Below are 25,080 nucleotides of genomic sequence, written 5' to 3' on the forward strand. Positions count from 1 at the left end.
CCTAATTTATACTTACGCCCCTCGAACCCGCGTACTACACGGAGGTCTCTAAACAGGTGTCGGCTTCTGCACTCCTCTCGCTCGTCGTGGCTATCATCGCGTTCGGCGTCGCCGCCCAGGTGCTCGCCGACCGCTTCCAGGTGCCGAGCGTGCTCTTTCTCATGCTCGGTGGCGTCGTCCTCGGACCGGAGGTGCTCCACGTTATCAACCCGGCGGCGTTCGGCGACGCGCTGCCGACTATCGTGGGTATCTCGGTCGCCATCATCGTCTTCGAGGGGGCCTTCCACATCAAGATCGACAAACTCCGGGAGGCGCCCCGAGACACGCTCCGGTTGGTGACCGTCGGGGCGCTCGTCGCGCTCCTCGGGACCGCGATCGCGGTCCGCTTCCTCCTCGGGACGCCGTGGGACCTCGCGTTCCTCGTCGGGTCGCTGCTGGTCGCCACCGGGCCGACGGTCATCACGCCCATCCTCGAAGTCGTCCCCGTGCGCGACCGCGTCGCCGCCGCGCTGGAGACCGAGGGCGTCGTCAACGACGTGACGGCGGCCATCCTCGCCATCGTCACCTTCGAGGCGGTCGTCGTCGGTTCGACGTCCCAGAAGGCCATGATCGAGGCGTTCACCGTCCGACTCGGCATCGGGATCGCCATCGGTGCCATCGTGGCGGCGCTCGTCTACTACCTGCTCAACCACGTCGACCTCTCGGCCGGCAACCCCGTCCAGAACGCCCGGTTCATCGTCCTCGCGGGCGCGCTCGTCTCCTTCGCCGCCGCGGACTACCTGAAGGGCGAGGCCGGCATCGCGGCCGTCGCGACGGCGGGCGTCCTCCTGGGCAACGCCGACCTCCCCTACGAGGAGGAGATCGAGTCGTTCAAGGGCGACATCACCCTCATCGTCCTCTCGTTCGTCTTCATCACGCTCGCCGCCCTCCTCTCCTTCGAGGACCTCCTCTACCTCGGGTGGCGGGGACTCCTCGTCGCGGTCCTCGTCGCGGGGGTCATCCGCCCCGTCGGCGTCATGCTCTCGACGGTCGGAGACCGATTCACCGGCGGCGAGCGGGCCTTCATGAGTTTCGTCGGCCCGCGGGGGATCATCCCCGCGTCCGTCGCGACCCTCTTCGCCGTCCAACTGCAGGCCGAAGGGATGCACGAGGCCGCACGCGTCCTCGTCGGCATCGTCTTCCTCGTCATCCTCTTCACCGTCGTCTTCGAGGGTGGACCCGCCAGACAGATAGCTAGCTTCCTCGACGTAATACCCATGCGCGTAGTCATCGTCGGCGGCGGCACCGTGGGCCGGGCGCTCGCAACGCGTCTGGAAGACCGCGGTGAGAACGTCGTCATCATCGAACAGGACGAATCGGCAGTCGAACGAGCACGTGAAGAAGGGTTCACCGTCCACATCGGGGACGGGACCGACACCGACGTCCTCCGCCGGGCGGGCGTCGAGAACGCGAAAATCGTCGTCGCCGCGACCGGAGACGACGACGTGAACCTGCTGGTCTCGCAACTCGCGGACTCGAAGTTCGACGTCGAGACCATCATCGCCCGCGCGAACAACCCGGACAACGTCGACGCCTTCGAGGACCTCGGTGTCCGCACCGTCTCCTCGACGATGGCGACGGCCTGGGGGATCGACAACCTCATCGAGCGCCCCGCGCTCGCCAACTGGATGACCGAGATCGGTCGCTCCGGCGACGTCCAGGAGATCGAGGTCACCTCCGAGAGTCTCGTCGGGAAGACCATCGGCGAACTCGACGAAGAGTTGCCGAACGGCTGTATCATCGCGCTCGTCGGCCGCGACGAGGAGAACCAGGTCCCCGAGCAGGACTTCACCCTCCAACTCGGCGACCACCTCACCTTCCTCGGTCGGAAGGAGGCGGTCCGCGAGGCCATCGACATGTGTCACCCGCGGGAGAACCCCTGAGCGCTCCCCACCTGTCCCTCTCCGCCCCACAACGTCTTTCTTCGCGACGCTCCCGTCCCCGAACATGGCTGGCGAGTTCTACGACGCGCTCGGCACGGTGACCGGCTACGCCCTCGAACTCGGCGACGACGTCCGAACCTTCCAGTACGACGTCGAGGGGACCGAGGTCGCGGGTCTCCGGGTCGACCGCAACGACAACCGCGTCCGCCTCACCGGATTCCGGGGTGACCGCTCCTTCCTCGTCGAGTACGTCTTCCGCGTCAGCGACCACCTCGACGGGGGCGTCGAGGCACTCGACGAGGAGACCCTCGACCGTGCACACGAGGCCGCCGCCGAGGCCGTCCACGACACCGACGCCTCGATCCGTCGGCTGACCGCCGGCGACGGCGAAGGCCAGCGCTGGGACGGCTACGCGGTTCAGGACCGACTCTACCCCTTCGACGCGGGGTTCGGACTTCGGGAGTACAACGAGACGGTGAAGGGCGTCGTCCGCGCGGGCGTCCCGGTCGCACGGGCCGCCGCCGAGGAACTCGACGCCGTCTCCGAGGACGTCGTCCCAGGGACGGCCGAGTCCGAGGAAGAGCCGCGACGAATCGATCGGATGTACGAGTAGTCAGTCCGACTCTCGCAGTAGCAATTGGACGTTCCCCAGGAGCGCGAGTCCACCGGGGAAGACCACGACGACGCTCGCAGCGAACCACGCGCCCGAGTGCGCGTCGGTGAACTCGAACACCGGACGGAACAGTCCTTCGAGCGGGCCACCGAGGACGAAGACGTCGAAGAAACCGACGGCGACGAAGACGATGAGCGCGAGTTCGAAGGTCCACAACACGGCCAACTCGCGGAGGGAGGGCATATTCGCCGGTGGTCGGCCGTCCACAAAAAACCGAGAGTTCCGAGGAGTTCTACTTCCGCTCGAACGTGATGGCGCCACCCTGCCCGAAGCCGACACAGAGCGTCGCGAGGCCTTTCTCGGCGTCGCGCTCCTCCAGTACCTTTTGCTGCGCTCGGTCACTTCGCTCCCTCGCTGGCAAAAGATACGCGAAAACCCGTCTCGCTCCAGTGCACGGCCGAAGGCCGTGCGTAGTCGCTCGTCGGTCCGTTCGCTCACGACGTTCGCTCACGGGCGAATATCCCGTGGGAAGGAGGCGACCTACTTCCGCTCGAACGTGATGGCGCCGCCCTGCCCGAAGCCGACACAGAGCGTCGCGAGGCCTTTCTCGGCGTCACGCTTCTCCATCTCGTGGATGAGCGTCACGGGGAGGCGAGCGCCGGAGGTACCGAGCGGGTGGCCGATGGCGATGGCGCCGCCGTTGACGTTGAACTTGTCGTCGGGGATGCCGAGTTCGCGCTGGCTGTAGAGCGTCTGGGAGGCGAACGCCTCGTTGAGTTCCACGAGGTCGAACTCGTCGATGGACTCGCCCGTGCGTTCGAGGAGGCCCTTCGTCGCCGGGACCGGGCCGATGCCCATGACCGTGGGGTCGACGCCCGCGACGTTGTTGTCGCCGACGTAGGCCATGATGTCGAGGTCGTGTTCCTCGGCGTAGGCCTCGCTCGTGACGAGCGTCGCGGCCGCGCCGTCGGAGATCTGGGAGGCGTTCCCCGCCGTGACCGCGCCGTCGCTCTTGAACACGGGGTCGAGCGACTGGAGCGTCTCGAAGTCGGTGCCCGGGCGGATGCCCTCGTCCTCGGTGACGAGTCCGTCGTCGGTCTCGATGGGGACGATCTCGTCGTCGAAGCGGCCCGACTCGGTCGCTTCGGCGGCACGCTCGTGGCTCCGGACCGAGTAGCGGTCCATCTCCTCGCGGGTGACGTCGTACTCCTCGGCGACCTTCTCGGCGGTCATCCCCATCGTGAGGTCGGGGAGGTCGTACTCGTCGCCGAGGCCCGGGTGGACACTCTCGTAGCCGTGTTCCATCGGGACGCGGGACATGTTCTCAACGCCGCCCGCGATGATGGCCTGTCGCTGGCCCGCGCGGATGGCGTCGCTGGCGCTCATGATGGACTGCATCGAAGAGGCACACCATCGGTTGATGGTCGTCGCGGGGACAGACTCGCCGAGGTCCGAGAGGAGTGCGACGACGCGGGCGACGTTGTTGTCCTGCTCGCCGCGCTGCTGGGCACACCCGAGCATCAGGTCGTCGATGGCCTCGCCGTCGAGGTCGTTCTCCGCGAGGATGTGGTTCACGAGCGGGACGACGAGGTCCTCGCTCCGGGTGTCCTCGTAGACGCCTCCCTCTCTGCCCTGCGGGGTCCGGACTGCGGCCGCGATGACCGGCGTGGTGTCGGATGACATGTTCGTCCACTCCTCGTCGCTGCACGAACTTAGCAGTTGTTGATGAAACACGCGAGTGGAGAATAGTTGTTAGCAACAAACCCCGAACACGTGAACGAGGCGCACCGTTCGGGCGTGTCCGCCCCGACTGGCCCCCGGATATTCTGTCCTCTCGACACGGTCGAAACCGGGTTGAATCCGCGTTAAGGGTCGCAAATCCGGGGCCGACGGTCTCGACTTTATATGCACGTCCGGGCCGTGGCTCCCGATGCAATGAACGCGAAACGACTCTTCGCAGTGGCGGTCGTCGGCCTACTCGTCGCGGCTTCCCCCGCGGCGGCCGCCGGCGCCAACACGACGAGTACCGCAGACGGATCGCTCAGTGTGAGTACCGAGTACGAGAACGGGAACGTCGTCGTCCACGTCGAAGAGCACGTGGACGGGAACGCCACTCTCGCCGTCCGCCCGACGGGTGACGCCGCGTACGCCGGTTCGGGCACCTACACGGTGAACGGGAGCGAGACGGTCACGCTCGCGAAACCCGACAGTGATCGGACGCTCTCGCTCACCGCGACCACCGACTCGGGCGCCCGCGTGACCCAGGTCGTGCAGGTCGGCGTCGACGACGGTATCCTCGACTCGGGTGTCTCCCTCACGGTCGTCTCCGAGAGCGTAGTGACGGCCGACGCTACGGCGAGCGGTGACGCCGACGCGTCGAGCACCTCGAACGACTCCGACTCCGCCGGTGACGCCACGGTCGGCGTCGAGGCCGACGCGAACGTCTCCGCGGACGTCGACGCGGGTGCCTCCGCCGACGCGAACGCGGCCGCCGACGCCGGTGCCGAGGCGAACGCCTCCGGTGACGGTGGTCTCTTCGGCATCGACATCGGTCTCGGTGCCGAAGCCAGCGGCGACGCGAAAGCCGGCGGTGCGGCTGACGACGGCGGTCTCTTCGGTGTCGACGTGAACGTCGGCGGCGCCGTCGAGGACGTCCGCGCTTCCGTCGACGGGTGGCTCCAGTCCACCTTCGGTCTCGGCGCGAGCGCCAGCGCGTCCGGTTCAGCTAGTGCCGGTGCGTGACGCCGCCCGGCTCGCGACGTGAGACGAAAAACCGTTTATTCTGACCCCCACAACGGGAGGGCATGAGCGGTCCCCGACGTCTGACCCGCCCCCTCCCCGCGCTCCTCCTCGTCTCGGTGGGCGCGTTGCTCGTCCGCCTGTTCCGCCTCGGCGAGCGCGTCGCCCACCAGGACGAGGGGCGCGTCGGTGACTGGATCCTCCACTACGTGGCCACCGGGCAGTGGGACTACCGACCCATCATCCACGGGCCGTTCCTCCCGCACGTCAACGGGACCGTCTTCTCCGTTCTCGGTCCCTCGGACTTCACCGCCCGCCTCGTCGTCGCGGTCGTCGGCGCCCTCCTGCCGCTGGCTGCCCTCCTCTTCCGCGACCACCTGCGCGACACCGAGGTCGTCGCGATGGGCCTGTTCCTCGCCGCGAACCCGATCCTCATCTACTACTCGCGGTTCATGCGCAACGACCTCCCGCTCGCCGCGTTCGTCCTCGTGACCGTCGGGTTCGCCCTGCGGGCCATCGACCGTCCGGAGCGCCGCCCGCACTACCTCGCGCTCGCGACGTTCTTCTTCGCCCTCGCGTTCACGACGAAGGAGAACGCGCTGCTCTACCCCGTCGCGTGGGCCGGGTCGCTCGCGCTGGTCGCCGACCGCCGACTGCTCGCCCGCGAGTCGCCACTCCCCCGTCGACTCGTCGGGGCGCTGGCCCGCGCGGACGCCCGGACGGTCGGCCGCGGCGGCCTGCTCGCGGTCGCACTCTTCGTCGAGTTCTTCGTGGTCTTCGTCGCCTTCTACGCCCCGAAACCCGACCTCTACCACGCGCTCGCCGACCCCACGAAACTCCCGGGCGTCCTCTCGGCCGCCACGGTCGGCGTCTGGCACGAGTTCGCGAACACCTGGCTCGTCTCGGGGATGCACGACCACTCCGTCGTCGCGTTCCTCGGGAAGTTCCTCGAAATCCTCGCGGTCGGCGGCGCCCCCCTCGTCGTCTTCGCCGCGTTCGGCTTCCTCGTCGACCGCTACGGCGACGACCCCCGCGCCATCGTCGGCTTCTTCAGCTACTGGGGATTCGCGAGCATCGTCGGCTACGCCATCAGCACGGACATCATGGCCGGGTGGACGGCCGTCCACGTCCTCGTCCCGCTCGCACTCCCCGCGGGCGTCGGCGTCGCCTACCTCTACCGCCGTGGCCGGGCGGCCCACGAGTCCGGCGACCGGGTCGGTGCGAGCGCCGCGGCCGTCGTCCTCCTCCTCGTCGCGGCCACGACGGGCGGCGTCGCGGTCTGGGCGAACTTCCAGGCCGAGCAGTCCCCGGACAACCCCATCGTCCAGTACGCCCAGCCCTCGGGCGAGATGAAGCCGACGCTCCACGAAATCGAGCGAATCTCGACGGCCAACGACGGCGTCGACGTGCTCTTCTACGGGTCGGAGTTCTACGCCCCCAACGACACCGCCAAATCGTACGGCCCGGCGTCGCCGGGGTGGTTCGCCCGCCTCCCGTTGCCGTGGTACTTCGACCAGTACGGCGCGAACGTCTCCAGCGCGAAGGCCGTCTCGGAACTCGAAGACGGCGCGCCCCCGGTGGTCGTCGCCCTCGAACGGGACGCTCCCGAAATCGAGCGGAACCTCGACGGCTACAGCCGAGTCACCCACCAGGGCTACCTCTGGGGACGGCCGCTCGTCTTCTTCGTCTCCGAGGACGCCCCGCGCGCGTCGACCACGCTCGTGAACGAGTCGGTGCAGGTCGAGCACCGACCTTCCCCGGTGGCGTCGGCCTCCGTCGACGGCCAGGGACGACGGCCTTAAACCCCTACGTCGGCAAGTTTACCGGGAATGACCGATAGGGCCCTCGACGTCGTCGAGTTCCTCCTCACCGCGAGCGTCTACGACCGAGAGAAAGACCTCGACGAGAACGACCTCCCGCCGCGGACCCGCCGCGCGCTGTGGGGCGAGGACGGGGTGGAGCGACCGACGCCGACCACCGAGGACACCGCACGCGCCGCGACCGGCATCTCCGACCCGTGGGACGCCATCTCCGGGTTGATGTTCACCGACCGCGACACCTTCTCCGGACGGCTGAAACTCGTCGACGACGGGATGGCCGAGGAGTGGTTCGTCGAGAACGCCGAGGCCGACCGCGTCGCCGCGAACCCGACGCTCGCCCACGCCTTCGAGGAGTCGTTCGACGGCGTCGACTACGAGACCGCTCGCGAGACGAATCGGCCCGTCCAGGCCGACCCGCAGTGGATCGACTCGCTGCTCCAGGAGTACTTCGACGAGGAAGACGAGGAGATGCTCGACCTCGTCGACGTCCGCGCACCAGCGGAGATCGACACGACCCTCGACGACCTCGTGCTCACCCAGGAGCAGGAGGCCGAGGTGACGAAGGTCGGGAAGGCCATCGAACACCGCGAGTACCTCGCGAACATCGGTCTCCACGAGATCGGGAAACTCCTGTTCGTCGGCCCGCCCGGCACGGGGAAGACGTCGACCGCGAAGGGTCTCGCCCACCAACTCGACCTCCCGTTCGTCGAGGTAAAACTCTCGATGATCACGAGCCAGTACCTCGGCGAGACCGCCAAGAACGTCGAGAAGGTGTTCGAGGTGGCCAAGCGCCTCTCGCCGTGTATCCTCTTCATCGACGAGTTCGACTTCGTCGCGAAGACCCGCACCTCCGACGAGCACGCCGCCATCAAGCGCGCGGTCAACACCCTCCTGAAGAGCATCGACGAGATGAGTCTCGTCCGGGACGACGTGCTCCTCATCGGTGCGACCAACCACCCCGACGACCTCGACCAGGCGGTGTGGCGGCGCTTCGACGAGATTCTCTCGTTCCCGCGCCCGGACGTCCAGATGCGCGCGGACATCCTCCGCGTCATCACCCGCGACATGGACATCGACGACTTCGACCCCGATGAACTCGCCGAAGAGACCGATGGACTCACGGGGAGCGACCTCCGACTCGTCCTCCGCGAGGCCGTCCTCGACGCGCTGATGGAGGACCGTCAGACGCTCTCGCAGGACGACCTCGTCGACGCCGTCGGCCAGTTCGAGGAGCGCGACCACCTCCGCAACCTCGACACGCTCGAAGAGGCACTCGAACCCGGCGGGGGCGGCGGGAGCGCCAGCGCCGCCGGCGACGACAGCGGACACGACCACGGCGACCACGACCACTGAGCCATGCGCGTCACGCTCCTCGGAACCGGCGACACCGCTGGCACGCCCCGACCGGGGTGTGACTGCGACACCTGCCTCGCGGCCCGCGAACGCGACGTCGAGCGTACCCGCTCGTCGGTCCACGTCGTCAACGAGGAGACCGGCGAGGTGCTCCTGATCGACACGAGTCCGGACTTCCGCCAGCAGTTCCTCCGCGAGGACGTCGCGCTCCCCGACGCCGCCGTCGTCACCCACATCCACTTCGACCACCTCGACGGACTGGGCAACGTCTACCGCCTGCTCGACCACCTCCCGGTGTACGCGGCGGACGAGACCGACCCCGTCACCGAGGAGAGCGTCGCCGAGAGCATCGACCGGAAGTACGACTACCTCGACACCGTCTCCGTCCAGCCACGCGAACCCCTCCAGTCCTTCCGGGTCTGCGGGTTCGACGTGACGCTCGTCCCGGTCGTCCACCCACCGCTGCTCACCTACGGCGTCGTCGTCGAACACCCCGAGACCGGTGCGAAACTCGCGCTCACGGGCGACACGAACTACCAGATTCCGGAGGAGAGCCGCGAGCGCCTGCGCGACGCCGACCTCCTGCTCGCCGACGGCATCGTCCCGGCCTCCCTCTGCGAGTACCACCCGCTCGGCGGCCGCCACGAGAACGAGGAGGGCGTCCCCCGGACGTTCGGCACGAAACACATGACCCTCGAAGGCGCACTCGACCTCGCGGACGAACTCGACGCGCGCCAGCGCCGCGTCGTCCACGTCGCCCACCGCTACCCGCCCGAGCAGGCGTTCGAGGAACCGCTGGCCGTCGACGGCGAGACGTTCGACCTGTAGCGACGACCCGCTACCGCCTGCGCGACGCCGACCGCCGCCCCGTATCTCGGCAACACCCCGCTATATCTCGCGTACGTCGGCGATAACTGAGTTATCCGGCCGATATCTCCGAAACGAGCCGAACAACTCAGCTATCCGGGCCGTATCTCGGGAACACCGTCCCATATCTCGGAAACGGAGCGGTGGCCGGCCGCTCAGAAGTCGTCGAGACCGGCCTGCCGTCGAGCGGCGCCGCCCGGGTCGGGGTTCCACGCCGTCCGCCGGGCGCGCTCTGCGTCGAGGTCCACGTCGGGTGCGTCGCTCTCCGCGTAGCCCGGACAGTCGGGACCGCACTCGGCGGCGGCGTCGACCAACCGACCCTTCCACGCGCAGTGGGGCAGGCCGTCGGTCCCCGACTCGGAGTCCGTTTCCGCCCGCTCACACGCGGGCAGGTCGTACGTCCGCCAGCCCTTCCCGTAGGCTCGTTCGGCCACGCGACGGCGCTGGCGGGCCTTCGACTCGGCGCTCGCGACGCGCACGTCCGTCCGGAGCGGGTGGGAGTCGAGCACTTCGACGCCCGGTCCCGCCGCGTCGAGCGGCGTCGCCTCGCGGACCACCTCGACCGGGTCCTCGCGGTCGAAGTCGACCGACCACACACCCACCTCCTCGGGGATGCGGTTCAGGTGCGCGCCGGTCACGTAGGACTCGGTGGCGAGCACGACTTCGTCGAGGACGCCCAGCGAGACGTCGTGGCGGAGTTGGGCTTCGAGGGCGCCGGGTTCGCCGAGGTCGGGTTTGTTCTCGATACCGACCAGCGAGTCGAACCACCCCTCGGGATAGCGCGTTGCCTGCCGGACGACGTCGTGGCCGCCTCTCCGGGTGCGTTCGAGGAAGCCAGCCTCGACGCCCGCGTCGGCGAGGCGGCGGGCGCGTTCGGCCGGGCCGTCGAAGGCGTCGGTGACGCGGCGCCACCGGCCCACGCCCACGTCCGCCTCCAATACTGCGACCGGAATCTCGTCGGGCGTCAGGTCGGTCCGCGCGTCGAAGGCCGGCCCCGGTTTCACGTGGACGACGTCCACGATGCGCCCGCCGGGGTCGTGGACGGCGGTGCCGAGTTGCCGGGCGACGACGCTGTCGCTCGCGGCTTCGAGGTGGGCGCAGAGTCGGAGTTCGAAGGCGAACTCGCGCACAGGGGAGGTGAGGGGCCGCGGAGCGAAAAGCCTCTCGTCCCGGTCAGTCGGTCGCGATGACCGCCGCGACGCCCCCGCCCAGCACCATCGGCAGGAAGTAGGTCGCGACGCGGTGGACGAGGGCGGCGGCCATCGCGACGGGTGCGGAGACCGACGTCAACGTGACGAGGACGAGCACCAGGAGGGCTTCGAGACCGCCGAGACCGCCCGGGAGGGGCATCGCGGCCGCGAGGTCGCCCACGGGGATGGCGACGATGGCGACGGCGACGGGAATCGCGTAGCCGAGCGCCCACAGCGAACACCACAGCGACGCGGCGAGCGCTAGCCACCCGAGCGCGGAGTACCCGAGCGCGAGCGCGAGTCCACGGCGGTCGGTGGCGACCCGGTCGATGTCGAGGAAGAACGCCTCGATGCGCGACTCGATTTCGGCTTCGGTCAGTGGCTCGACGCCGGGGACGACGCTGCCGACGCGGCGGACGACCGGCGTCAGGACGCGACCGACCGCGTGTTCGACGCGCTCGCGGTTGCGGTAGACGTAGTAGCCGAGGAGCGGGATACCGACCGCGAGCGCGGCGACGACTCCCGCGACGAGCGTGAGTTGGCGGCCGAGGGTGACGCTCGTCCCGAGGTAGGCGAGTCCGAGGACGCCGAGCGTGAGCGAGGGGACGAAGTGGAGCGCGTCGACGCTGGAGATGGCGGCGAAGCCGGTCTCGTACTCCACCTCTGTCTCCGAGGAGATGAGGTAGGCGCTGAACGGTTCGCCGCCCGCCTGCCCGAAGGGGGTGACGTTGTTCGCGAACACGGCCGACGAGTAGACCGCGACGGCGCGCAGCACGCCGATGTCCTGGCCGAGGACCCCGAGGACGGTGCGCAGCGAGAGTCCCCAGGCGGTCAACCAGACCGTCGCGACCACGCCCACCACGAGGAGTCGACTCGGGTCGGCGCGGGCGAGTGCGTCGAGGACCGCGCCGACGCCGACGACCCAGAGGAGGAGCCCGGTCACGACGACCGCTCCGACGAAGCCGATTCCGACGGTGCGCGTGTCGACGCCTCCGTTCACGCCCAGGGGTTCGCGGGCCCGCCGCATAGGCGTGGTGCCCGTCCGCCCCGGTTCGTAACGGTGGGTTTATCAGACTCGTGGGCCGAAATGAACACAAGATTACTCAATGGCTCACAACCATCGACAACCGGAGGTGAACATCGGCCTCGTCGGACACGTCGACCACGGTAAGACGACGCTCGTTCGCGCGCTGTCTGGCGAGTGGACCGACCAGCACTCCGAGGAGATGAAACGAGGCATCTCCATTCGACTCGGGTACGCCGACGCGACGCTCCGCAAGTGCCCCGAGTGCGAGGAACCCGAGGCCTTCACGGTCGACGAGACCTGCGACGAGCACGACGTCGAGACCGACGTGCTCCGCACCGTCTCGTTCGTGGACGCCCCCGGTCACGAGACCCTGATGGCGACGATGCTCGCCGGCGCCTCCCTCATGGACGGCGCGGTGCTCGTCGTCAGTGCCAACGAATCGGTGCCCCAACCGCAGACCGAGGAGCACCTGATGGCGCTGGACATCATCGGCATCGAGAACGTCGTCATCGCGCAGAACAAAGTCGACCTCGTCGACGCCGAGACGGCCCGCGAGAACTACGAGCAGATCCAGGAGTTCGTCGAGGGCACCGTCGCGGAGGGCGCGCCCATCGTGCCCGTCAGCGCCGAGCAGGAGATCAACATCGACCTGATCATCGACGCGCTGGAGGAGACCATCCCCACGCCCGAGCGCGACCCCGAGGCGGACCCCGAGATGTTCGTCGCGCGCTCGTTCGACATCAACAAGCCCGGTACCAAGTGGGACGGGTTGAAGGGTGGTGTCGTCGGCGGGTCGCTCGTCGAGGGCGAACTCGAGGCCGGCGACGACCTCGAAATCCGTCCGGGTCGGGAAGTCGAAGAGGAAGGCGAGACCGAGTGGCGTCCCGTCGAGACGTCGGTCCGCTCCCTGCAGGCCGGCGGCGAGATGGTCGACTCCGTCTCCCCCGGTGGACTGCTCGGCGTCGGGACGGGACTCGACCCGTCGCTGACGAAGGGCGACGCGCTCGCCGGGCAGGTCGCGGGTCACCCCGGGACCCTCCCGCCCGTGTGGAACGACTTCACGATGGAAGTCGACCTGCTCGACCGCCTCGTCGGCGCCGAGGAGGGCGAGGAAGTCGAGGAGATATCGACCGGCGAACCCCTGATGCTCACCGTCGGGACCGCGACGACCGTCGGCGCGGTCACCAGCGCCCGGACCGGCGAGTGTGAGGTTCAGCTCAAACGACCCGTCTGCGCCCGCGAGGGGGCGAAGATCGCCATCAACCGCCGCGTCGGCGCCCGCTGGCGACTCATCGGTATCGGGACCCTCTCCGGATAGCCGTCGATGACCACGACCGTCGCCATGGACACCAGCGCGCTCATGATGCCCGTCGAAGTCGGCGTCCGCCCCTTCGAGGAACTCGAACGGGTGGTCGGTGACTTCGAGGCCGTCGTCCCCGAAGCCGTCCGCGCCGAGTTGGAGAAACTCGCCGCGGGGAGCGGCGAGGAGGCGACGGCCGCGAGCGTCGGGCGCGACCTGGCGTCCCGCGGTGCGACGGTCGAGACCACGGAATCGTACGCCGACGACGCGCTCGTCGAACTCGCCCGCGAAGGGCGTGTCGACGCCGTCGTCACGAACGACCGTCCCCTCAAGGAGCGCGTACTCGACGTGGGCGTTCCGGTAATTCATTTAAGGGGGCGGAATCAACTCACACGCACTCAACCATAGATGTACAAGCGAGCGAGGCTCAAAGATACGGTCGAGGTACCCCCCGAGCACCTGGCAGACGTTTCGCCGGACCTGGTGAAGCGGCTGCTGCAGGACAAACTCGAGGGGCGAATGGACGAGGACCTGGGTAGCGTCGTCACGGTGACGGAGGTCGTCGACGTCGGCGAGGGCGCGGTGCTCCCGAACCGACCCGGCGTCTACTACGAGGCGGAGTTCGACGCGCTCGTCTTCGACCCCGAGATGCAGGAGGTCGTCGACGGCGAGGTCGTCGAGGTCGTCAACTTCGGTGCCTTCGTCGGCATCGGTCCCGTCGACGGACTGCTCCACGTCTCCCAGATCTCGGACGAGTACCTGGCCTACGACGAGGAGAACCAGCAACTCGCCTCCCGCGAGTCGAACCAGATCCTCACGGTGGGCGACTCCGTCCGCGTCCGCATCGTCACGAAGAGTATCGACGAGCGGAACCCCCGCGAGTCGAAGATCGGGCTGACCGCCAAGCAACCCGGCCTCGGGAAGCACGGGTGGCTCCAGGCCGAACGCGAGCAGGAGACGTCCGTGGGTGACGACTAGATGGCGACGAATCGTCTCGCCTGTCACGACTGTCACCGCATCGTCGACCCCGACGAGGAGGTCTGTCCCTACTGCGGGTCCAACAGTCTCACCGAGGACTGGGCGGGCTACGTCGTCATCACCCACCCGGAGGAGTCGGAGGTCGCCGAGAAAATGGAGGTCACCGAGGCCGGCGAGTACGCGCTGAAGGTCCGCTGACGACGCCGTGCCCCACGCCGTCGCCACTCTCCCGCCCGAAGCGCGCGCCTCGTTCAAGGAGCCGTTCGGCCCGGTCTACACCGACGCCGAGCGCCTGCTCGCGGACGCGGGCGACAGCCCCATCGTCGCCGTGGGTGACGTCGTCTCCGCGCACCTCGGCCGCGCGGGCGTCGTCCCGCACGTCTTCGTCGTCGACGGCCGGACCGAACGGGAGACGGTCGCCGAGGAGGTCCTCGTAGACATCCCCGACGCCGACCGCGAGGTCGACGTCGAGAGTTCGCCCGGGACCGTCTCCGCCGAACTCCTCGAAGCACTCGCCGCCGCCATCGACGCGCCGGCCGATACGTCCACGCGCATCAGCGTCGACGGCGAAGAGGACCTCGCGACGGTCCCCGCCGTCCTGCTCGCGCCCGTCGGCGCGACCGTCGTCTACGGCCAGCCCGGCGAGGGGATGGTCCGCGTCGCGGTGACGTCGGGCGCCAAAGAACGGATGCGCGACCTCGCCGGCGAACTCGAGACGACCGACGAGTTCTGGACGCTCGTCGACTGACGGAAATCGGGCGTCGAAGCGAGGCCAATCACAACCCTTTTACTCGAATCGCCGCCATATACGAACAACTGACCATGGAAATCGCAATCCTCGGAGAAGAGGAGAACCCCCTTCTCCACCGTACGGAGGTCAAGTTCGAGGTGACCCACGAAGAGGAGACGCCGTCGCGTCTCTCCGTTCGCGACAGCCTCGCGGCCAAACTCGACAAGGACGCCGAGGAAGTCGTCGTCCACGAACTCGACACGAAGTTCGGGATGCGCAAGACCGTCGGCTACGCGAAGGTCTACGAGTCCCCCGAGGCCGCCATCGACGTCGAGCAGGAGTACATGCTCGAGCGCAACAAGATCACCGCCGAGGCGGAGGCCGAGGCCGAGGAAGCGGAGGCTGAGGAATAATGGCACGTAACGAGTACTACGACGACGAGGGTAACGTCCAGAAGGAGCAGTGCCCGCGCTGTGGCGACACCTTCCTCGCCGACCACGGCGACCGCCAGTACTGCGGCAAGTGCCACTACACCGAGTGGGAGTAATCCCGCTCGACCAGGCGAACCGCTAACACTTTTTGATGCGCGTCATCGGTATCGAGGGAACTGCGTGGTGTGCCAGCGCCGCCGTCTACGAGACCGAGGACCCGTCGGTCCGAACTGACGACGAGACCGTCACCATCGAGTCCGAGGCGTACGCCCCCGAGAGCGGCGGTATCCACCCGCGCGAGGCGGCCGAGCACATGCGCGAGGCCGTCCCCGAGGTGGTCGGGCGCGCGCTCGACCACGCCGACGGCCCGATCGACGCGGTGGCCTTCTCCCGCGGACCGGGGCTCGGACCCTGTCTCCGCATCGTCGGGACGGCGGCGCGCGCACTCGCCCAGCGACTCGACGTGCCACTCGTCGGCGTCAACCACATGGTGGCGCACCTCGAGATCGGCCGTCACCGCTCGGGGTTCGAGGAGCCGGTCTGCCTGAACGCGAGCGGCGCGAACGCGCACGTCCTCGCCTATCACAACGGGCGTTACCGCGTGCTCGGCGAGACGATGGACACCGGCGTCGGCAACGCCCTCGACAAGTTCACCCGACACGTCGGGTGGTCTCACCCCGGCGGTCCGAAGGTCGAGGAACACGCGAAAGACGGCGAGTACGTCGACCTCCCCTACGTCGTGAAGGGGATGGACTTCTCGTTCTCGGGCATCATGAGCGCCGCGAAGCAGGCGTACGACGCGGGGACGCCCGTCGAGGACGTCTGTTTCGCTCTGCAGGAGAACGTCTTCGCGATGCTCACGGAGGTCGCCGAACGCGCGCTCGCGCTCACCGACCGCGACGAACTCGTCCTGGGTGGCGGGGTCGGGCAGAACGCCCGCCTCCGCGAGATGTTGCGCGAGATGTGCGAGGCACGCGGCGCCGACTTCTACGCGCCCGAGCCACGCTTCCTCCGTGACAACGCGGGGATGATCGCGGTACTCGGCGCGAAGATGTACGACGCCGGCGACACCCTCGCTATCGAGGAGTCGGCCGTCGACTCGAACTACCGACCGGACGAGGTCGCGGTGACCTGGCGCGAGGAGACCAACTCGCTCGCCCGAAGCGAAGTGGAGGCGGGGGCGACCATCCGCGGCGCGGAGGCGGCCGTCTCCATCGGCCCCGAGCGCGTGACCAAGCGCCGGGTGCCCAAGGAGTACCGCCACCCCGACCTCGACGAGAGACTCCGTCGAGACCGTACGGTCCTCGAAGCGCGACTCACGAGCGAGGCGCGCCGCTACGGCGTCCCGACGCCGGTCGTCTTCGACGTCGACGTCCGGGAGCGGACGCTCGAACTCCAGCACGTCGGGGACGCGGACCTCCGCGACGACCTGACCGAGTCGCGGGTGCGAGACGTCGCGCGCCACCTCGCGACCATCCACGAAGAGGGGTTCGTCCACGGCGACCCCACCACGAGAAACGTCCGCGTCGGGCCCGACCGGACGTTCCTCATCGACTTCGGCCTCGGCTACTACACCGACGACGCCGAGGACTACGCGATGGACCTCCACATCCTCACACAGAGTCTCCGCGGGACCGCGGCCGACCCCGACCTGCTGCTCGCGGCGATGGAGGCGGAGTACCGCGAGCACGGCGACCCGGCGGTCCTCGACCAACTCCGCGAGATCGAGGGACGCGGTCGCTACCAGTGACGCAGTTGGCGAACAGGCGGTCCCCCATTCCCTCACCGCCGGCGCTGGACCGCACGACCGCGGACGCCGACGGGTATTCCTCACCGCACGCACAGGGTGTGGTGTCGGCTTCGTACGTGAACCTTCGTCCGTCGACCCCAAACTGATTAGTCGGGCCCGCTACAACACCGACGTATGGCAGACAAGCCGGCAGAGGGGGAACTGTTCGGAATCCCCTACAACTTCGAGAAGCCGAGTATCAGCAACCTCCTCTCCTCCTACTGGCAGCCTGGCGAGGGTATGCTCGTCGAGAAGCCCTTCGGCATCGGCTACACGCTCAACCTCGCGAACTGGCGGTCGTGGGTCGTCCTCGCCGTCGCCGCGGGTCTCTACTGGCACCAGCAGCAGTCCGGGAACGAAGACTTCGACGAGGCCGCGGAGGAGGCCGTCGAAGTCGTCGTCGACTGAGTCGAGACCGAACCAATCTTTTCGTCCGCGCGCGTCGCGTCGGGTATGACTCTCCGGTTCGTCACCACCAACGAGGGGAAGGTTCGAGAGGCGCGCGACTACCTCGCGGAACTCGTCGACGTCGAACAGTTCGACTACGACTACACCGAGGTCCAGAGCGACTCACTCGCCGACATCGCGGCCCGCGGTGCCGAGGAAGCCTTCGAGGCGGCCGGCGGCGAGGACCCCGTCATCGTCGACGACGCTGGTCTCTTCGTCGGCGAACTGGACGGCTTCCCCGGTCCGTACTCCTCCTACGTCGAGGACACCATCGGCATCCAGGGCGTCTGGACGCTCGCACAGGAACTCGACGACCGCCGGGCCGCCTTCCGGTGTACGGTCGCCTACACCGACGGCGAGACGACCGAGACGTTCGACGGCGCGGTCCAGGGTCGCATCGTCGCCCCGCGCGGGACGGGCGGCTTCGGCTTCGACCCCATCTTCGAGCACGACGGGACGACCTTCGCCGAGATGAGCACCGAGAAGAAGAACGCCCTCTCGCACCGCGGCCGCGCGCTCGCGAAACTCGCCGATTGGCTCGCCGAACGGGAGGAGTGAGGAGCTACCGGCGGCCGGGGCGCGCCGACGAGTCCGCTGACGACGCCGACGGCGACGAGTACGAGAACGAGTACCGCCGGTTCGGGGGCGGATAGCAGGAAAAGCGCGGGATCGGCCTCACTCAGTCCCGCGGGTCGGCGTCGGGTCCCGGATACGGTTCGTCGAAGAGTGCGGGGTAGAGTTGCTCGGGGTCGAACACCGTCGCGAACGCGTCGGGCGTCTTGAAACTCGTCGTGACGAACTGCTTGAGCGTCGCGTTCGCCTTCGTCGTCAGGAGGTCCTCCTCGTAGGTGAGGACGTGGGCGGCCTCGCCGCGGTAGGCGCAGGCTAGCGCCGGGTGGTCGCCCGCGGGGTGGTCGACCGACTCGCCCAGCGCGTCGACCGCGTCGCGCCAGTCGGCCGCCAACTCGGCGTTCGCGAGGTCGGCGACGACGGCCTCCGCGTCGTCGAGCAGTGGGTCACTCACGACGAGCGTCAGCCAGGAGTGTGCGCGGACGGCGTCGAGGACGTCGCGGGCGGCGCCGCCGACGAGCAGGTCGGCCGCGAGCACGTCCGCGTCGGCGACGAGTCGGGTCGGGTCGGGTTCGTCAGTCACTGTCTCTCCTCCTCGCTCGGTGCTCGTCCAGTGCCTCGCGGACGTCTTCGACGGTCACGTCGTACGCCTCGGCGCGCTCGAAGAGGTCGCTCCAGCCCATCTCACTCGACCCTCGTGACGAGCGAGCGGACCTCCTGGGCGTAGGACTTCGGTTCGAGTTCGAGGTCGACGTCGACGCCGACCGTGACCGCGTCGGTGACGTTGCGCTGGAGGGCGCGCGTGTAGTTCTCGCCGGGGTAGGCGCCGCCCGCGACGAGCACCGAGTTTGCGTGCTCCCAGACGGCGAGTTGCCCCTCGATCTCGAGTTCGGCGCCCTCGATGGTGAGTTGCTCGCCGTTCGGCAGGTCGAACGACATGGGCGGCACGGGGAACTCCGCCTCGAACTCGGTGCCGCGGGCGGTCTCGCCGGTCTCGACTTCGAGTTCGAACTCGCCGACCGCCTTCGGGTTCTTCAGTCCCTGGTTCTCCATCTCGTTGCGGAACTGCGACTTCGCCCGGTCTTCGACGACGTCGAGGAGTTGCGAGACGCCGACGCCGCCGGGGAGACTGCCGAGACTCGGGTCCGTGACGACCCGGGTCGCGGAGAAGAGCGCGACGGTACTCGAGACGCTCCCGAGGGTGTCCGCCTCGAGGCGCTCTCGGAGCGCCGCGTCCTCGTACTGGACGGTGTTCGCCGTCCCGGTCACCGTCACCGGGCCGATGGACTGTTCGAACAACTGCTGGGTGTCCGCCGCGAACCGCTCCCACCCGCCCTCGTGGAGTCGCTGTTCGGGGACGTTCGGTGGGCCGGTCGCACCCGAGACCGAGTCGGCACAACCGGCGAACGAGGCGAGGCCGACCGCGCCGAGTCCGCCGAGGAAGTCGCGTCGATTCATGGTGGACCGTTGGCGCCGGGGCGGAAAAGGCTCGTCGCTCGACTCGGTCCGTGACTACTCGCGGCGCAAGTCGGCGAGGGACTCCGCGGGGAACCCGACGCCGACCGACGCGCCGACGGCGGGCGGGTCGTCCGCGAACGTCTCGACGTGCTCGCCGTCCCAGTCGAGGACGACCCGGAAGGCGGCGTCTTCGCGGGTGGCGCGCTCGACGGTGGCGCGCCCGTCCGGGTCGGTCGGGTCGAGGACGACGTGCTCCGGGCGGATGGCGACCCTCGCGACGTCCGCCCCGCGGTCGAAGCGCTCGGCCGGGAGGACGTTCGCGCCGACGAACCGCGCGACGTAGGGCGTGGCCGGCGACCCGAAGATGGTCTCGGGGTCGCCCGTCTGGACGACTTCGCCGTCGCGCATGACGGCGATGCGGTCGGCGAGCGCCCGCGCGGTCGTCCGGTTGTGTGTGACGTAGACGCTCGTCACGCCCGCGAGCGCGTCCGCGAGGTCGTCCCGGAGCGACTGGCGGGTCGGGACGTCCAGCGCGGACAGTGGCTCGTCGAGGAGGAGTGCGTCCGGTCGGACAGCCAGCGAGCGCGCGAGGGCGACTCGCTGGCTCTCGCCACCGGAGAGCGTCGGCGGCGAACGTTCCGTGAGGTGTGCGACACCCAGCGATTCGAGGAGTTCGTCGGGGTCGCGGGTGTCGTCGTAGTAGCGCTCGCCGAAGGCGACGTTCTCGCGGACGGTCATGTGCGGGAAGAGACCGTAGTCCTGGAAGACGAAGCCGAACTCCCGTTCCTCGGGCGGAGCGTCGGTGATGTCCCGGTCGCCGAGTTGGACGTGGCCCTCGTGGTCGTGGAAGCCGGCGATAGACTCCAGCAGGAGGGTCTTGCCGCTTCCGCTCGGACCGAGGATGACGAGTGTCTCCCCGTCGGCCACCTCGATTCCGGCGTCGACGTCGAAGGGTTCGGCTCCCTCTGCGGTGAACTGCTTCCGGACGGCGGCGCTCAGCATCATAGGACCGTCCCTCCGTCCTGTGCCAGACTCCTGATGACGACGAAGATGACGATACTCACGGCGAGCAGGATGAACGCGACGGCACCGCTCTCGGCGAGCGAACCGGTCAGATAGGTCTTGTAGATGAACACGGGTGCGTGCGCGCCGTACACTTTCTGCCCCGCAGGCGGGTAGAAGAACTGGATGGTGTAGGCGACGATGGCGACGGCGCCGAACTCGGAGACGGCGCGTGCCCACGCCAGTACACCGCCGGTGAGGATGCCTCGCGCGGCGAGTGGCAACGAGATACGGCGGAACGCACTCAGCGAACTCGCCCCGTGAACGCGTGCGGCGTACTCGACGCGGCGGTCGAGTGACTCGAACGCCTCGCGGGTGCTGTTGACCGCGAACGGTGCGGAGACGAAGGTCATCGCGAGAACCGCGCCGACCATCGTTCCGAGAATCGAGAGTTGGGGGAACGCCCCGCCCTGTCCGAAGCCGAAGAGGATGACGATTCCCGCGACGGAGTGGGGCACGACCAGCGGCAGGTCGACCAGACTCTGGACGAACTCGCTTCCGGGGAAGCCCCGCGAGAGCAGGTACGCGAGTGGGACGCCGGTGAGGAGCGCGAAGAGGGCCGCGAGTAGTGGGGCGTAGATCGAGAGGTAGAGCATCTTGTGTACTTCGGGGCTGAAGAGCTTCTCCATCACGAGTGAGGGGTCTTGCCGGGCGGTGAACAGCAACAACGGGAACGTCAGGGCGACGAGGAGGACGGAGCCGAGCATCGCCGCGGCCATCCCGGGTAGTCCGCCCTCGGCACCGTAAGCCAGCGCGGCCGCCGAGAGAACCATGAACACCGCGTACAGTGTCGGCCGGTCGGCCGTGAAGGCCAGCGAGAACGCGACGACCTGAACGGTCACGGCCGCCAGCAAGAGCGCCACTCGTTCGTACCCAGTTCGACTCGTGAGCGACATGTAGAGGTGGTGGTGAGTGGACTACTTGTGCGCGCCGACTCAGAGTTCCATCGGACCGAGCTTCTGCTGGGCCTTCGCGTGCTTCATGACTCGCTCGGGGACGGCGTCCTTCCCGGACTCGGGGACGACGATGGGGGAGACGGGCTGGAGGCCCTTGTCCTTCAGCACCTGCATCCCGGGTTCGGTAGCGAAGTACTCGACCCAGCGGGCGCCGAGGGACGGCGATTCCGCGACCGAGGGGACGGTGAGCCCGTAGGCGATCGGTGCGCCCGTGAACGTCCCGGAGTCGGTCTCGACTTTGGCCTTCGCGTAGTGTTTGGCGTACTCGCTGGTCGCCTTCGAGAGGTCGACTTCGGGCTGGAGGTCGATCCACGGCATGTCCGCGGAGGCGCTGATGGACTGGTAGTAGATGACGTAGTCGAGTTTCCCGGACTTGAGCTGTCCTTCGAGGTTCGTCTCCGTCCCCGTGGGGACGACGGAGTTCTCGCGGAGTTTCTGGTAGGTCGCGTCGTCGTAGAGTTTCTTCCCGTCGAACTCGATCGCGCCGAGTTGCTGGCTCATGACCGCGCGGTAGCCACCGGGGTCGACGGCGGGGTCCGAGTGGCCGATGGTGACGTCGTCGCGGGAGAGGACTTCCCACCAGTTGTCCTTCGAGATGTCGTCGGCACCGGGCGAGTCCTCACGGTACTGGATGGACATCGCGTTCGTCGCGAAGATACTGTACCAGTCGCCGTACTCGGGGAGGACGCGGTTGCGGATGAGTCGGAAGTCGGAGACGCCGAGCACGTCGGCCTTCCGACCTTGCTGGGTGATCTTCTTCGTCGACGCTACGGAGCCCTTCGCCTCGCGAGTCACCTGAATGCCGGTCTTCTCCTCGAACTTCGGTTCGGCCGCGGAGAACGGCGGCGCGAGGCTCCCGGCGTGGAAGATCATCGTGTTGCCGTCGCCGGGCACCGAGTCCGTCGTGGTCCCCTCGCCACTCCCGTCTCCGCTGTTCCCGCCGGTGCCCGTACACCCGGCGAGACCGAGTGCTGCTGCCGTACCGACACTCCCCAGGAACGCGCGTCGCGATCGTTGTTCCGACATGGATACAACGCCGTTATCCGACCAGCGGCATAACGGTTTTGCTTCCGGCACCCTCAATGGAGATATGGACGCGGGATTCGACGCACGACTCCGAGCGGACGACGTCTCGTTCGGCGCCGAGGACGCGGCGCTCCTCCGCGCGGTCGACGAGGTGGGGTCGCTGAACCGAGCGGCCGACGAACTGGGGCGGTCGTACTCCCGGGCGCACGACCGGTTGACGGACCTGGAGGACGCGTTCGGCACGCTCGTCGAGCGACAGCGCGGCGGGTCGGGCGGCGGCGGGAGTTCGCTCACCGACACGGCCCGCGACCTCCTCGCCCGCTTCGACCGCCTCCGTGCGGGTTACACGTCCGTCGCCGAGACGACGGAGGCAGTGCTGGACGGGCGCGTCGTCTCGCGAGACGGTGAACTCGGGACGGTCGAGACGGGGGCGGGCCGCGTCCGCGCGCTCGTCCCGCCCGGCGTCGACACGGTACAGGTGAGCCTCCGCGCCGACGCCGTGACACTCCACGACCCCGACGAGACGCCGGCCGAGAGCGCGACGAGCGCCCGCAATCGCTTCGTGGGGGAAGTCGTCGACGTCGAGCGCGGCGAGGCCGTCTCCCGGGTACGGGTCGACGTCGGGACGGACGCGCCGCTGTACGCGCTCGTGACCGACGAGAGTAGAGACCGACTCACACTCGAAGCGGGCCGGCAGGTCGTCGCCTCGTTCAAGGCGACCGCGACGCGGGCCACCCCTCGCTCGGAGTGATCGTCAGGGGAGCGCGTCGTCGACCAGTGTCTCGATCTCCGTGCGAGCGTCGTCGTCGACCGGTCGGTGTGGCCGACGTGGCGCTCCCGCCGGTGCGCCCCGGTAGTCGGTCGCGGCCTTCAGTCCCGGCACCCCGTACTCGTCGGTGACCGCGTGGTCGAGTTCGAGCAGCCGTCGGTCGAGCTGTCGGGCCGCGTCGTCCTCGCCGCCGAGGTGGAGTTCGCACACTTCCTTCAGTCGACCGGGGACGACGTTCGCGAGCGCACAGACGCCGCCGTCCGCACCCGCGTCGAGTGCGGGCGCGAGCAGGCTCCCGTCGCCGACGAACAACTCGAACGCCTCCTCCCGAGTCCGTTCGCGGAGTCGTTGGAAGGCGTCGAAGTCGCCCGCGGTGTCCACCATCCCGTGGACGTTCTCGTGTGTCGCCAGCGCCGCCGCGGTCTCCACGGAGAGGGCCGTCCCGGTGAACTGCGGGGTGTCGGAGAGGTAGAGCGGGACCTCGCTCTCGTCGGCCAAATCGCGGTAGTAGGCGGCGACCGTCGACTCGTCGTGTCGGACGGGACACGGGGCGACGACGAGCGCGCCGTCGACTCCCGCGTCGGCCGCCCGGCGGGTCTGTTCGCGCGTCTCGCGGTAGCCGGGGTGACCCGTGCCCGCCAGCACGTCGACGTCCGGTGGCGTCGCCTCGACGACGACTTCGGTGACGCGGTCGCGCTCCGCGACGGTGAGGAGTTCCGCCTCGCCGTGCGACGCGCAGGGGACGACGAAGTCGACGCCGCTGGGGTGCGATCCGCCCGCGGTCACCTCGCGTCGCCGCTCGCCGTCAGTCACCCACGCGACGAGGTCCGCGAGGGCGTCTTCGTCCACGTCTCCGTCCTCGTCGAAGGGGGTCACGAGGGGTACGCCGAGTCCGTTCATACTGGCGGCCACGTCCGCCTCCCACCTAAAGCCGTCCGGCCGAACTGCCGCCCGTCTGACGCGCGTCGTTCGGGGACACACGGGTCGTACCGCCGTCTGACGAAGGTTTACGTAGTTCCAACGTGAGCGCTTAATCGGGTCCGAGCGTCTCCCATCCGACGCTCCCCCACACACGCTCCATGCGCCGCACCGACGCGGCGTTTTCCCCTTCGAGACGACATTCTACGGCGCGAGTGCTGTCGAGAGAGACGTGAACGGAGACCAGCGACTACGCTGTCGCTGGTCGGTGTAACGACAGTGAGGAATGAAGCCTAGGCCGGAATTTGAATCCGGGGTCTCGTCCTTACCAAGGACGCGCTTTACCGCTAAGCTACCCAGGCACGCATTACTCAGTAATGGGCAGTTGTCTTTAGGGGTTTCGATTCGGTACGGCCTTACGAATCGCTAGCAGAGTGCGGGCGGGCGCGGTCGTCGGCGGGGGGGCGAGCGGCCCGAGCCATGACCTCCGAGAGGGTCTCCGGGAGCACCTCGTCGGCGGGGGGGAGCGGCCGGTCGACGTCGGCAGCGAGTCCGACGACGTAGCGCGTGAGCGCCGGCGGCGTCTGCGACCCGGTCGCGGTCGCACCCGCGACGGCGGCGAGTTCGAACACGGCGGTTTCGAGGTCTCGGGCACCGGCTCCCTCGCTCTCGGTCCCGTCTCCGTTCTCGGTCTGTTCGCGGCCGAACTCGCGGACGACTTCGACGGCCCCGGTCGCCGCCTCCGTTCGAGCGAGCAGTCGGAACCCGCGGGCGACGAACACGTCGGCGGCGAGCACGTCGAGGTCGGCGTCGAGGTCGCCCACTGCGTCGAGGTCGACGTCGGCCCACGGTTCTTCGCCGACGAGCGTCCGCGTCAGCGTCAACCCCTCGTAGATGAGTTGGACACCGGCGGCGCGGCGGACGACTGCGTCGTCGTCGACGTCTCCGGGGACGGCGTCGGCGGCGTGGACGGTGAGTGCCCCGGGGACCATCGACGACGCGACGAGTCGCTCGTCGATCGTCTCGTGGAGGGCTGACGGGGTGACGTCGGCGACGGCGTCGCGGGCGGCGACCCTGGCCTGTTCGGCCTCTTCCATTACCCGGAAGTAGCGGTG

The 25,080-nt window shown here is 68.6% G+C and carries 29 protein-coding genes and 1 tRNA gene; 17 read left to right on the forward strand and 13 right to left on the reverse strand.

Features of this window, described 5'->3' with window-relative positions; all coding sequences use genetic code 11:
- The first annotated feature begins 56 nt into the window (after nt 1-56).
- Together P0Y33_RS14260 and P0Y33_RS14265 are read left to right on the forward strand one after the other, a co-directional pair.
- Nucleotides 57-1,922 carry a cation:proton antiporter domain-containing protein gene (locus P0Y33_RS14260; protein ID WP_279528054.1) on the forward strand — a complete coding sequence of 622 codons (1,866 nt, stop codon included), beginning with the start codon at nt 57-59 and terminating at the stop codon, nt 1,920-1,922.
- A gap of 64 nt (nt 1,923-1,986) precedes the next feature.
- Complete coding sequence (locus P0Y33_RS14265) at nt 1,987-2,535, forward strand: hypothetical protein (protein WP_279528055.1); 549 nt, start codon at nt 1,987-1,989, stop codon at nt 2,533-2,535.
- Here the strand turns inward: P0Y33_RS14265 and P0Y33_RS14270 are convergent, their stop codons facing one another.
- The 3 genes from P0Y33_RS14270 to P0Y33_RS14280 form a co-directional block, all read right to left on the reverse strand.
- On the reverse strand, nt 2,536-2,778 hold the full coding sequence (locus tag P0Y33_RS14270) for a hypothetical protein (protein WP_279528056.1): 243 nt from the start codon (nt 2,776-2,778) through the stop codon (nt 2,536-2,538).
- A gap of 49 nt (nt 2,779-2,827) precedes the next feature.
- Nucleotides 2,828-2,956, reverse strand: a complete 129-nt coding sequence (locus P0Y33_RS14275) for a hypothetical protein (protein WP_279528057.1) — start codon at nt 2,954-2,956, stop codon at nt 2,828-2,830.
- Nucleotides 2,957-3,075: 119 nt separating this feature from the next.
- Complete coding sequence (locus P0Y33_RS14280) at nt 3,076-4,218, reverse strand: thiolase family protein (RefSeq protein WP_279528058.1); 1,143 nt, start codon at nt 4,216-4,218, stop codon at nt 3,076-3,078.
- Nucleotides 4,219-4,470: 252 nt separating this feature from the next.
- Here P0Y33_RS14280 and P0Y33_RS14285 point away from each other — a divergent pair, with 252 nt between their 5' ends.
- From P0Y33_RS14285 to P0Y33_RS14300, 4 genes are all read left to right on the forward strand, one after another.
- Entirely contained in the window at nt 4,471-5,277 is an 807-nt protein-coding gene (locus P0Y33_RS14285; RefSeq protein WP_279528059.1) for a hypothetical protein, read from the forward strand.
- 62 nt (nt 5,278-5,339) lie between these two features.
- Nucleotides 5,340-7,076: a flippase activity-associated protein Agl23 gene (locus P0Y33_RS14290; RefSeq protein WP_279528060.1), complete on the forward strand. Its 1,737-nt coding sequence runs from the start codon at nt 5,340-5,342 to the stop codon at nt 7,074-7,076.
- A 27-nt stretch (nt 7,077-7,103) separates the two neighbouring features.
- On the forward strand, nt 7,104-8,447 hold the full coding sequence (locus tag P0Y33_RS14295) for an ATP-binding protein (protein ID WP_279528061.1): 1,344 nt from the start codon (nt 7,104-7,106) through the stop codon (nt 8,445-8,447).
- 3 nt (nt 8,448-8,450) lie between these two features.
- The gene (locus tag P0Y33_RS14300) at nt 8,451-9,275 is read left to right on the forward strand and encodes an MBL fold metallo-hydrolase (protein ID WP_279528062.1); all 825 of its coding nucleotides are present in this window, start codon (nt 8,451-8,453) and stop codon (nt 9,273-9,275) included.
- A gap of 194 nt (nt 9,276-9,469) precedes the next feature.
- On the opposite strand, the gene P0Y33_RS14305 is transcribed toward P0Y33_RS14300, so the two are convergent.
- Nucleotides 9,470-10,444 carry a DUF5787 family protein gene (locus tag P0Y33_RS14305; RefSeq protein WP_279528063.1) on the reverse strand — a complete coding sequence of 325 codons (975 nt, stop codon included), beginning with the start codon at nt 10,442-10,444 and terminating at the stop codon, nt 9,470-9,472.
- Nucleotides 10,445-10,487: 43 nt separating this feature from the next.
- Entirely contained in the window at nt 10,488-11,504 is a 1,017-nt protein-coding gene (locus tag P0Y33_RS14310) for a lysylphosphatidylglycerol synthase transmembrane domain-containing protein (protein ID WP_279528064.1), read from the reverse strand.
- Nucleotides 11,505-11,610: 106 nt separating this feature from the next.
- On the opposite strand from P0Y33_RS14310, the gene P0Y33_RS14315 reads away from it, so the two are divergent.
- The 10 genes from P0Y33_RS14315 (at nt 11,611) to rdgB (ending at nt 17,764) form a co-directional block, all read left to right on the forward strand.
- On the forward strand, nt 11,611-12,849 hold the full coding sequence (locus P0Y33_RS14315; protein ID WP_279528065.1) for a translation initiation factor IF-2 subunit gamma: 1,239 nt from the start codon (nt 11,611-11,613) through the stop codon (nt 12,847-12,849).
- A 6-nt stretch (nt 12,850-12,855) separates the two neighbouring features.
- Nucleotides 12,856-13,239, forward strand: coding sequence for a PIN domain-containing protein (locus P0Y33_RS14320; protein ID WP_279528066.1), 384 nt, complete (start codon nt 12,856-12,858; stop codon nt 13,237-13,239).
- Nucleotides 13,240-13,809: a DNA-directed RNA polymerase gene (locus P0Y33_RS14325; RefSeq protein WP_279528067.1), complete on the forward strand. Its 570-nt coding sequence runs from the start codon at nt 13,240-13,242 to the stop codon at nt 13,807-13,809.
- Nucleotides 13,810-14,007 carry a transcription elongation factor subunit Spt4 gene (spt4, locus tag P0Y33_RS14330; protein WP_279528068.1) on the forward strand — a complete coding sequence of 66 codons (198 nt, stop codon included), beginning with the start codon at nt 13,810-13,812 and terminating at the stop codon, nt 14,005-14,007.
- A 7-nt stretch (nt 14,008-14,014) separates the two neighbouring features.
- The gene (locus tag P0Y33_RS14335) at nt 14,015-14,557 is read left to right on the forward strand and encodes a GTP-dependent dephospho-CoA kinase family protein (RefSeq protein WP_279528069.1); all 543 of its coding nucleotides are present in this window, start codon (nt 14,015-14,017) and stop codon (nt 14,555-14,557) included.
- Between the two features lie 74 nt (nt 14,558-14,631).
- On the forward strand, nt 14,632-14,952 hold the full coding sequence (locus tag P0Y33_RS14340; RefSeq protein ID WP_279528070.1) for a 30S ribosomal protein S24e: 321 nt from the start codon (nt 14,632-14,634) through the stop codon (nt 14,950-14,952).
- Nucleotides 14,952-15,086, forward strand: coding sequence for a 30S ribosomal protein S27ae (locus tag P0Y33_RS14345; RefSeq protein WP_279528071.1), 135 nt, complete (start codon nt 14,952-14,954; stop codon nt 15,084-15,086). The genes P0Y33_RS14340 and P0Y33_RS14345 overlap by 1 nt, the downstream gene beginning before the upstream one ends.
- Before the next feature lie 35 nt (nt 15,087-15,121).
- Entirely contained in the window at nt 15,122-16,720 is a 1,599-nt protein-coding gene (locus P0Y33_RS14350; protein WP_279528072.1) for a bifunctional N(6)-L-threonylcarbamoyladenine synthase/serine/threonine protein kinase, read from the forward strand.
- A 174-nt stretch (nt 16,721-16,894) separates the two neighbouring features.
- Entirely contained in the window at nt 16,895-17,167 is a 273-nt protein-coding gene (locus tag P0Y33_RS14355) for a DUF5808 domain-containing protein (RefSeq protein ID WP_279528073.1), read from the forward strand.
- 45 nt (nt 17,168-17,212) lie between these two features.
- Nucleotides 17,213-17,764 (forward strand): RdgB/HAM1 family non-canonical purine NTP pyrophosphatase, encoded by a 552-nt coding sequence (rdgB, locus tag P0Y33_RS14360; protein ID WP_279528074.1) that lies wholly within the window; start codon nt 17,213-17,215, stop codon nt 17,762-17,764.
- Between the two features lie 121 nt (nt 17,765-17,885).
- Here the strand turns inward: rdgB and P0Y33_RS14365 are convergent, their stop codons facing one another.
- From P0Y33_RS14365 to P0Y33_RS14385, 5 genes are all read right to left on the reverse strand, one after another.
- Nucleotides 17,886-18,359, reverse strand: a complete 474-nt coding sequence (locus tag P0Y33_RS14365) for a DUF7384 family protein (protein WP_279528075.1) — start codon at nt 18,357-18,359, stop codon at nt 17,886-17,888.
- A 101-nt stretch (nt 18,360-18,460) separates the two neighbouring features.
- A complete protein-coding gene (locus P0Y33_RS14370) occupies nt 18,461-19,234 on the reverse strand; it encodes a DUF6517 family protein (RefSeq protein WP_279528076.1) in 774 nt (257 codons plus the stop codon).
- A gap of 54 nt (nt 19,235-19,288) precedes the next feature.
- A complete protein-coding gene (locus tag P0Y33_RS14375) occupies nt 19,289-20,239 on the reverse strand; it encodes an ABC transporter ATP-binding protein (protein ID WP_279528077.1) in 951 nt (316 codons plus the stop codon).
- A complete protein-coding gene (locus P0Y33_RS14380; RefSeq protein WP_279528078.1) occupies nt 20,236-21,192 on the reverse strand; it encodes an ABC transporter permease in 957 nt (318 codons plus the stop codon). The genes P0Y33_RS14375 and P0Y33_RS14380 overlap by 4 nt, the downstream gene beginning before the upstream one ends.
- A 39-nt stretch (nt 21,193-21,231) precedes the next feature.
- Nucleotides 21,232-22,278: an extracellular solute-binding protein gene (locus P0Y33_RS14385; RefSeq protein WP_279528079.1), complete on the reverse strand. Its 1,047-nt coding sequence runs from the start codon at nt 22,276-22,278 to the stop codon at nt 21,232-21,234.
- A 64-nt stretch (nt 22,279-22,342) separates the two neighbouring features.
- Between P0Y33_RS14385 and P0Y33_RS14390 the strand changes: the two genes are divergently transcribed.
- Complete coding sequence (locus P0Y33_RS14390) at nt 22,343-23,029, forward strand: TOBE domain-containing protein (protein WP_279528080.1); 687 nt, start codon at nt 22,343-22,345, stop codon at nt 23,027-23,029.
- A gap of 3 nt (nt 23,030-23,032) precedes the next feature.
- On the opposite strand, the gene P0Y33_RS14395 is transcribed toward P0Y33_RS14390, so the two are convergent.
- From P0Y33_RS14395 to P0Y33_RS14405, 3 genes are all read right to left on the reverse strand, one after another.
- Nucleotides 23,033-23,947, reverse strand: coding sequence for a dihydrodipicolinate synthase family protein (locus P0Y33_RS14395; RefSeq protein ID WP_279528081.1), 915 nt, complete (start codon nt 23,945-23,947; stop codon nt 23,033-23,035).
- 308 nt (nt 23,948-24,255) lie between these two features.
- A tRNA-Thr gene (locus tag P0Y33_RS14400) sits at nt 24,256-24,327 on the reverse strand.
- Between the two features lie 54 nt (nt 24,328-24,381).
- Nucleotides 24,382-25,062 (reverse strand): DUF7114 family protein, encoded by a 681-nt coding sequence (locus P0Y33_RS14405; protein ID WP_279528082.1) that lies wholly within the window; start codon nt 25,060-25,062, stop codon nt 24,382-24,384.
- Between the last annotated feature and the right edge of the window lie 18 nt (nt 25,063-25,080).

This window comes from Halospeciosus flavus (assembly GCF_029814175.1).
Classification (GTDB): Archaea; Halobacteriota; Halobacteria; order Halobacteriales; family Halobacteriaceae; genus Halospeciosus; species Halospeciosus flavus.

Bases quoted from the DNA above. Each gene is read 5' to 3' on its own strand.
- P0Y33_RS14265 (WP_279528055.1), top strand. From the start codon at position 1,987: ATGGCTGGCGAGTTCTACGACGCGCTCGGCACGGTGACCGGCTACGCC.
- P0Y33_RS14270 (WP_279528056.1), bottom strand. From the start codon at position 2,778: ATGCCCTCCCTCCGCGAGTTGGCCGTGTTGTGGACCTTCGAACTCGCG.
- P0Y33_RS14280 (WP_279528058.1), bottom strand. From the start codon at position 4,218: ATGTCATCCGACACCACGCCGGTCATCGCGGCCGCAGTCCGGACCCCG.
- P0Y33_RS14285 (WP_279528059.1), top strand. From the start codon at position 4,471: ATGAACGCGAAACGACTCTTCGCAGTGGCGGTCGTCGGCCTACTCGTC.
- P0Y33_RS14290 (WP_279528060.1), top strand. From the start codon at position 5,340: ATGAGCGGTCCCCGACGTCTGACCCGCCCCCTCCCCGCGCTCCTCCTC.
- P0Y33_RS14295 (WP_279528061.1), top strand. From the start codon at position 7,104: ATGACCGATAGGGCCCTCGACGTCGTCGAGTTCCTCCTCACCGCGAGC.
- P0Y33_RS14300 (WP_279528062.1), top strand. From the start codon at position 8,451: ATGCGCGTCACGCTCCTCGGAACCGGCGACACCGCTGGCACGCCCCGA.
- P0Y33_RS14315 (WP_279528065.1), top strand. From the start codon at position 11,611: ATGGCTCACAACCATCGACAACCGGAGGTGAACATCGGCCTCGTCGGA.
- P0Y33_RS14320 (WP_279528066.1), top strand. From the start codon at position 12,856: ATGACCACGACCGTCGCCATGGACACCAGCGCGCTCATGATGCCCGTC.
- P0Y33_RS14325 (WP_279528067.1), top strand. From the start codon at position 13,240: ATGTACAAGCGAGCGAGGCTCAAAGATACGGTCGAGGTACCCCCCGAG.
- spt4 (WP_279528068.1), top strand. From the start codon at position 13,810: ATGGCGACGAATCGTCTCGCCTGTCACGACTGTCACCGCATCGTCGAC.
- P0Y33_RS14340 (WP_279528070.1), top strand. From the start codon at position 14,632: ATGGAAATCGCAATCCTCGGAGAAGAGGAGAACCCCCTTCTCCACCGT.
- P0Y33_RS14345 (WP_279528071.1), top strand. From the start codon at position 14,952: ATGGCACGTAACGAGTACTACGACGACGAGGGTAACGTCCAGAAGGAG.
- P0Y33_RS14350 (WP_279528072.1), top strand. From the start codon at position 15,122: ATGCGCGTCATCGGTATCGAGGGAACTGCGTGGTGTGCCAGCGCCGCC.
- P0Y33_RS14355 (WP_279528073.1), top strand. From the start codon at position 16,895: ATGGCAGACAAGCCGGCAGAGGGGGAACTGTTCGGAATCCCCTACAAC.
- rdgB (WP_279528074.1), top strand. From the start codon at position 17,213: ATGACTCTCCGGTTCGTCACCACCAACGAGGGGAAGGTTCGAGAGGCG.
- P0Y33_RS14370 (WP_279528076.1), bottom strand. From the start codon at position 19,234: ATGAATCGACGCGACTTCCTCGGCGGACTCGGCGCGGTCGGCCTCGCC.
- P0Y33_RS14375 (WP_279528077.1), bottom strand. From the start codon at position 20,239: ATGATGCTGAGCGCCGCCGTCCGGAAGCAGTTCACCGCAGAGGGAGCC.
- P0Y33_RS14380 (WP_279528078.1), bottom strand. From the start codon at position 21,192: ATGTCGCTCACGAGTCGAACTGGGTACGAACGAGTGGCGCTCTTGCTG.
- P0Y33_RS14385 (WP_279528079.1), bottom strand. From the start codon at position 22,278: ATGTCGGAACAACGATCGCGACGCGCGTTCCTGGGGAGTGTCGGTACG.
- P0Y33_RS14390 (WP_279528080.1), top strand. From the start codon at position 22,343: ATGGACGCGGGATTCGACGCACGACTCCGAGCGGACGACGTCTCGTTC.
- P0Y33_RS14395 (WP_279528081.1), bottom strand. From the start codon at position 23,947: ATGAACGGACTCGGCGTACCCCTCGTGACCCCCTTCGACGAGGACGGA.
- P0Y33_RS14405 (WP_279528082.1), bottom strand. From the start codon at position 25,062: ATGGAAGAGGCCGAACAGGCCAGGGTCGCCGCCCGCGACGCCGTCGCC.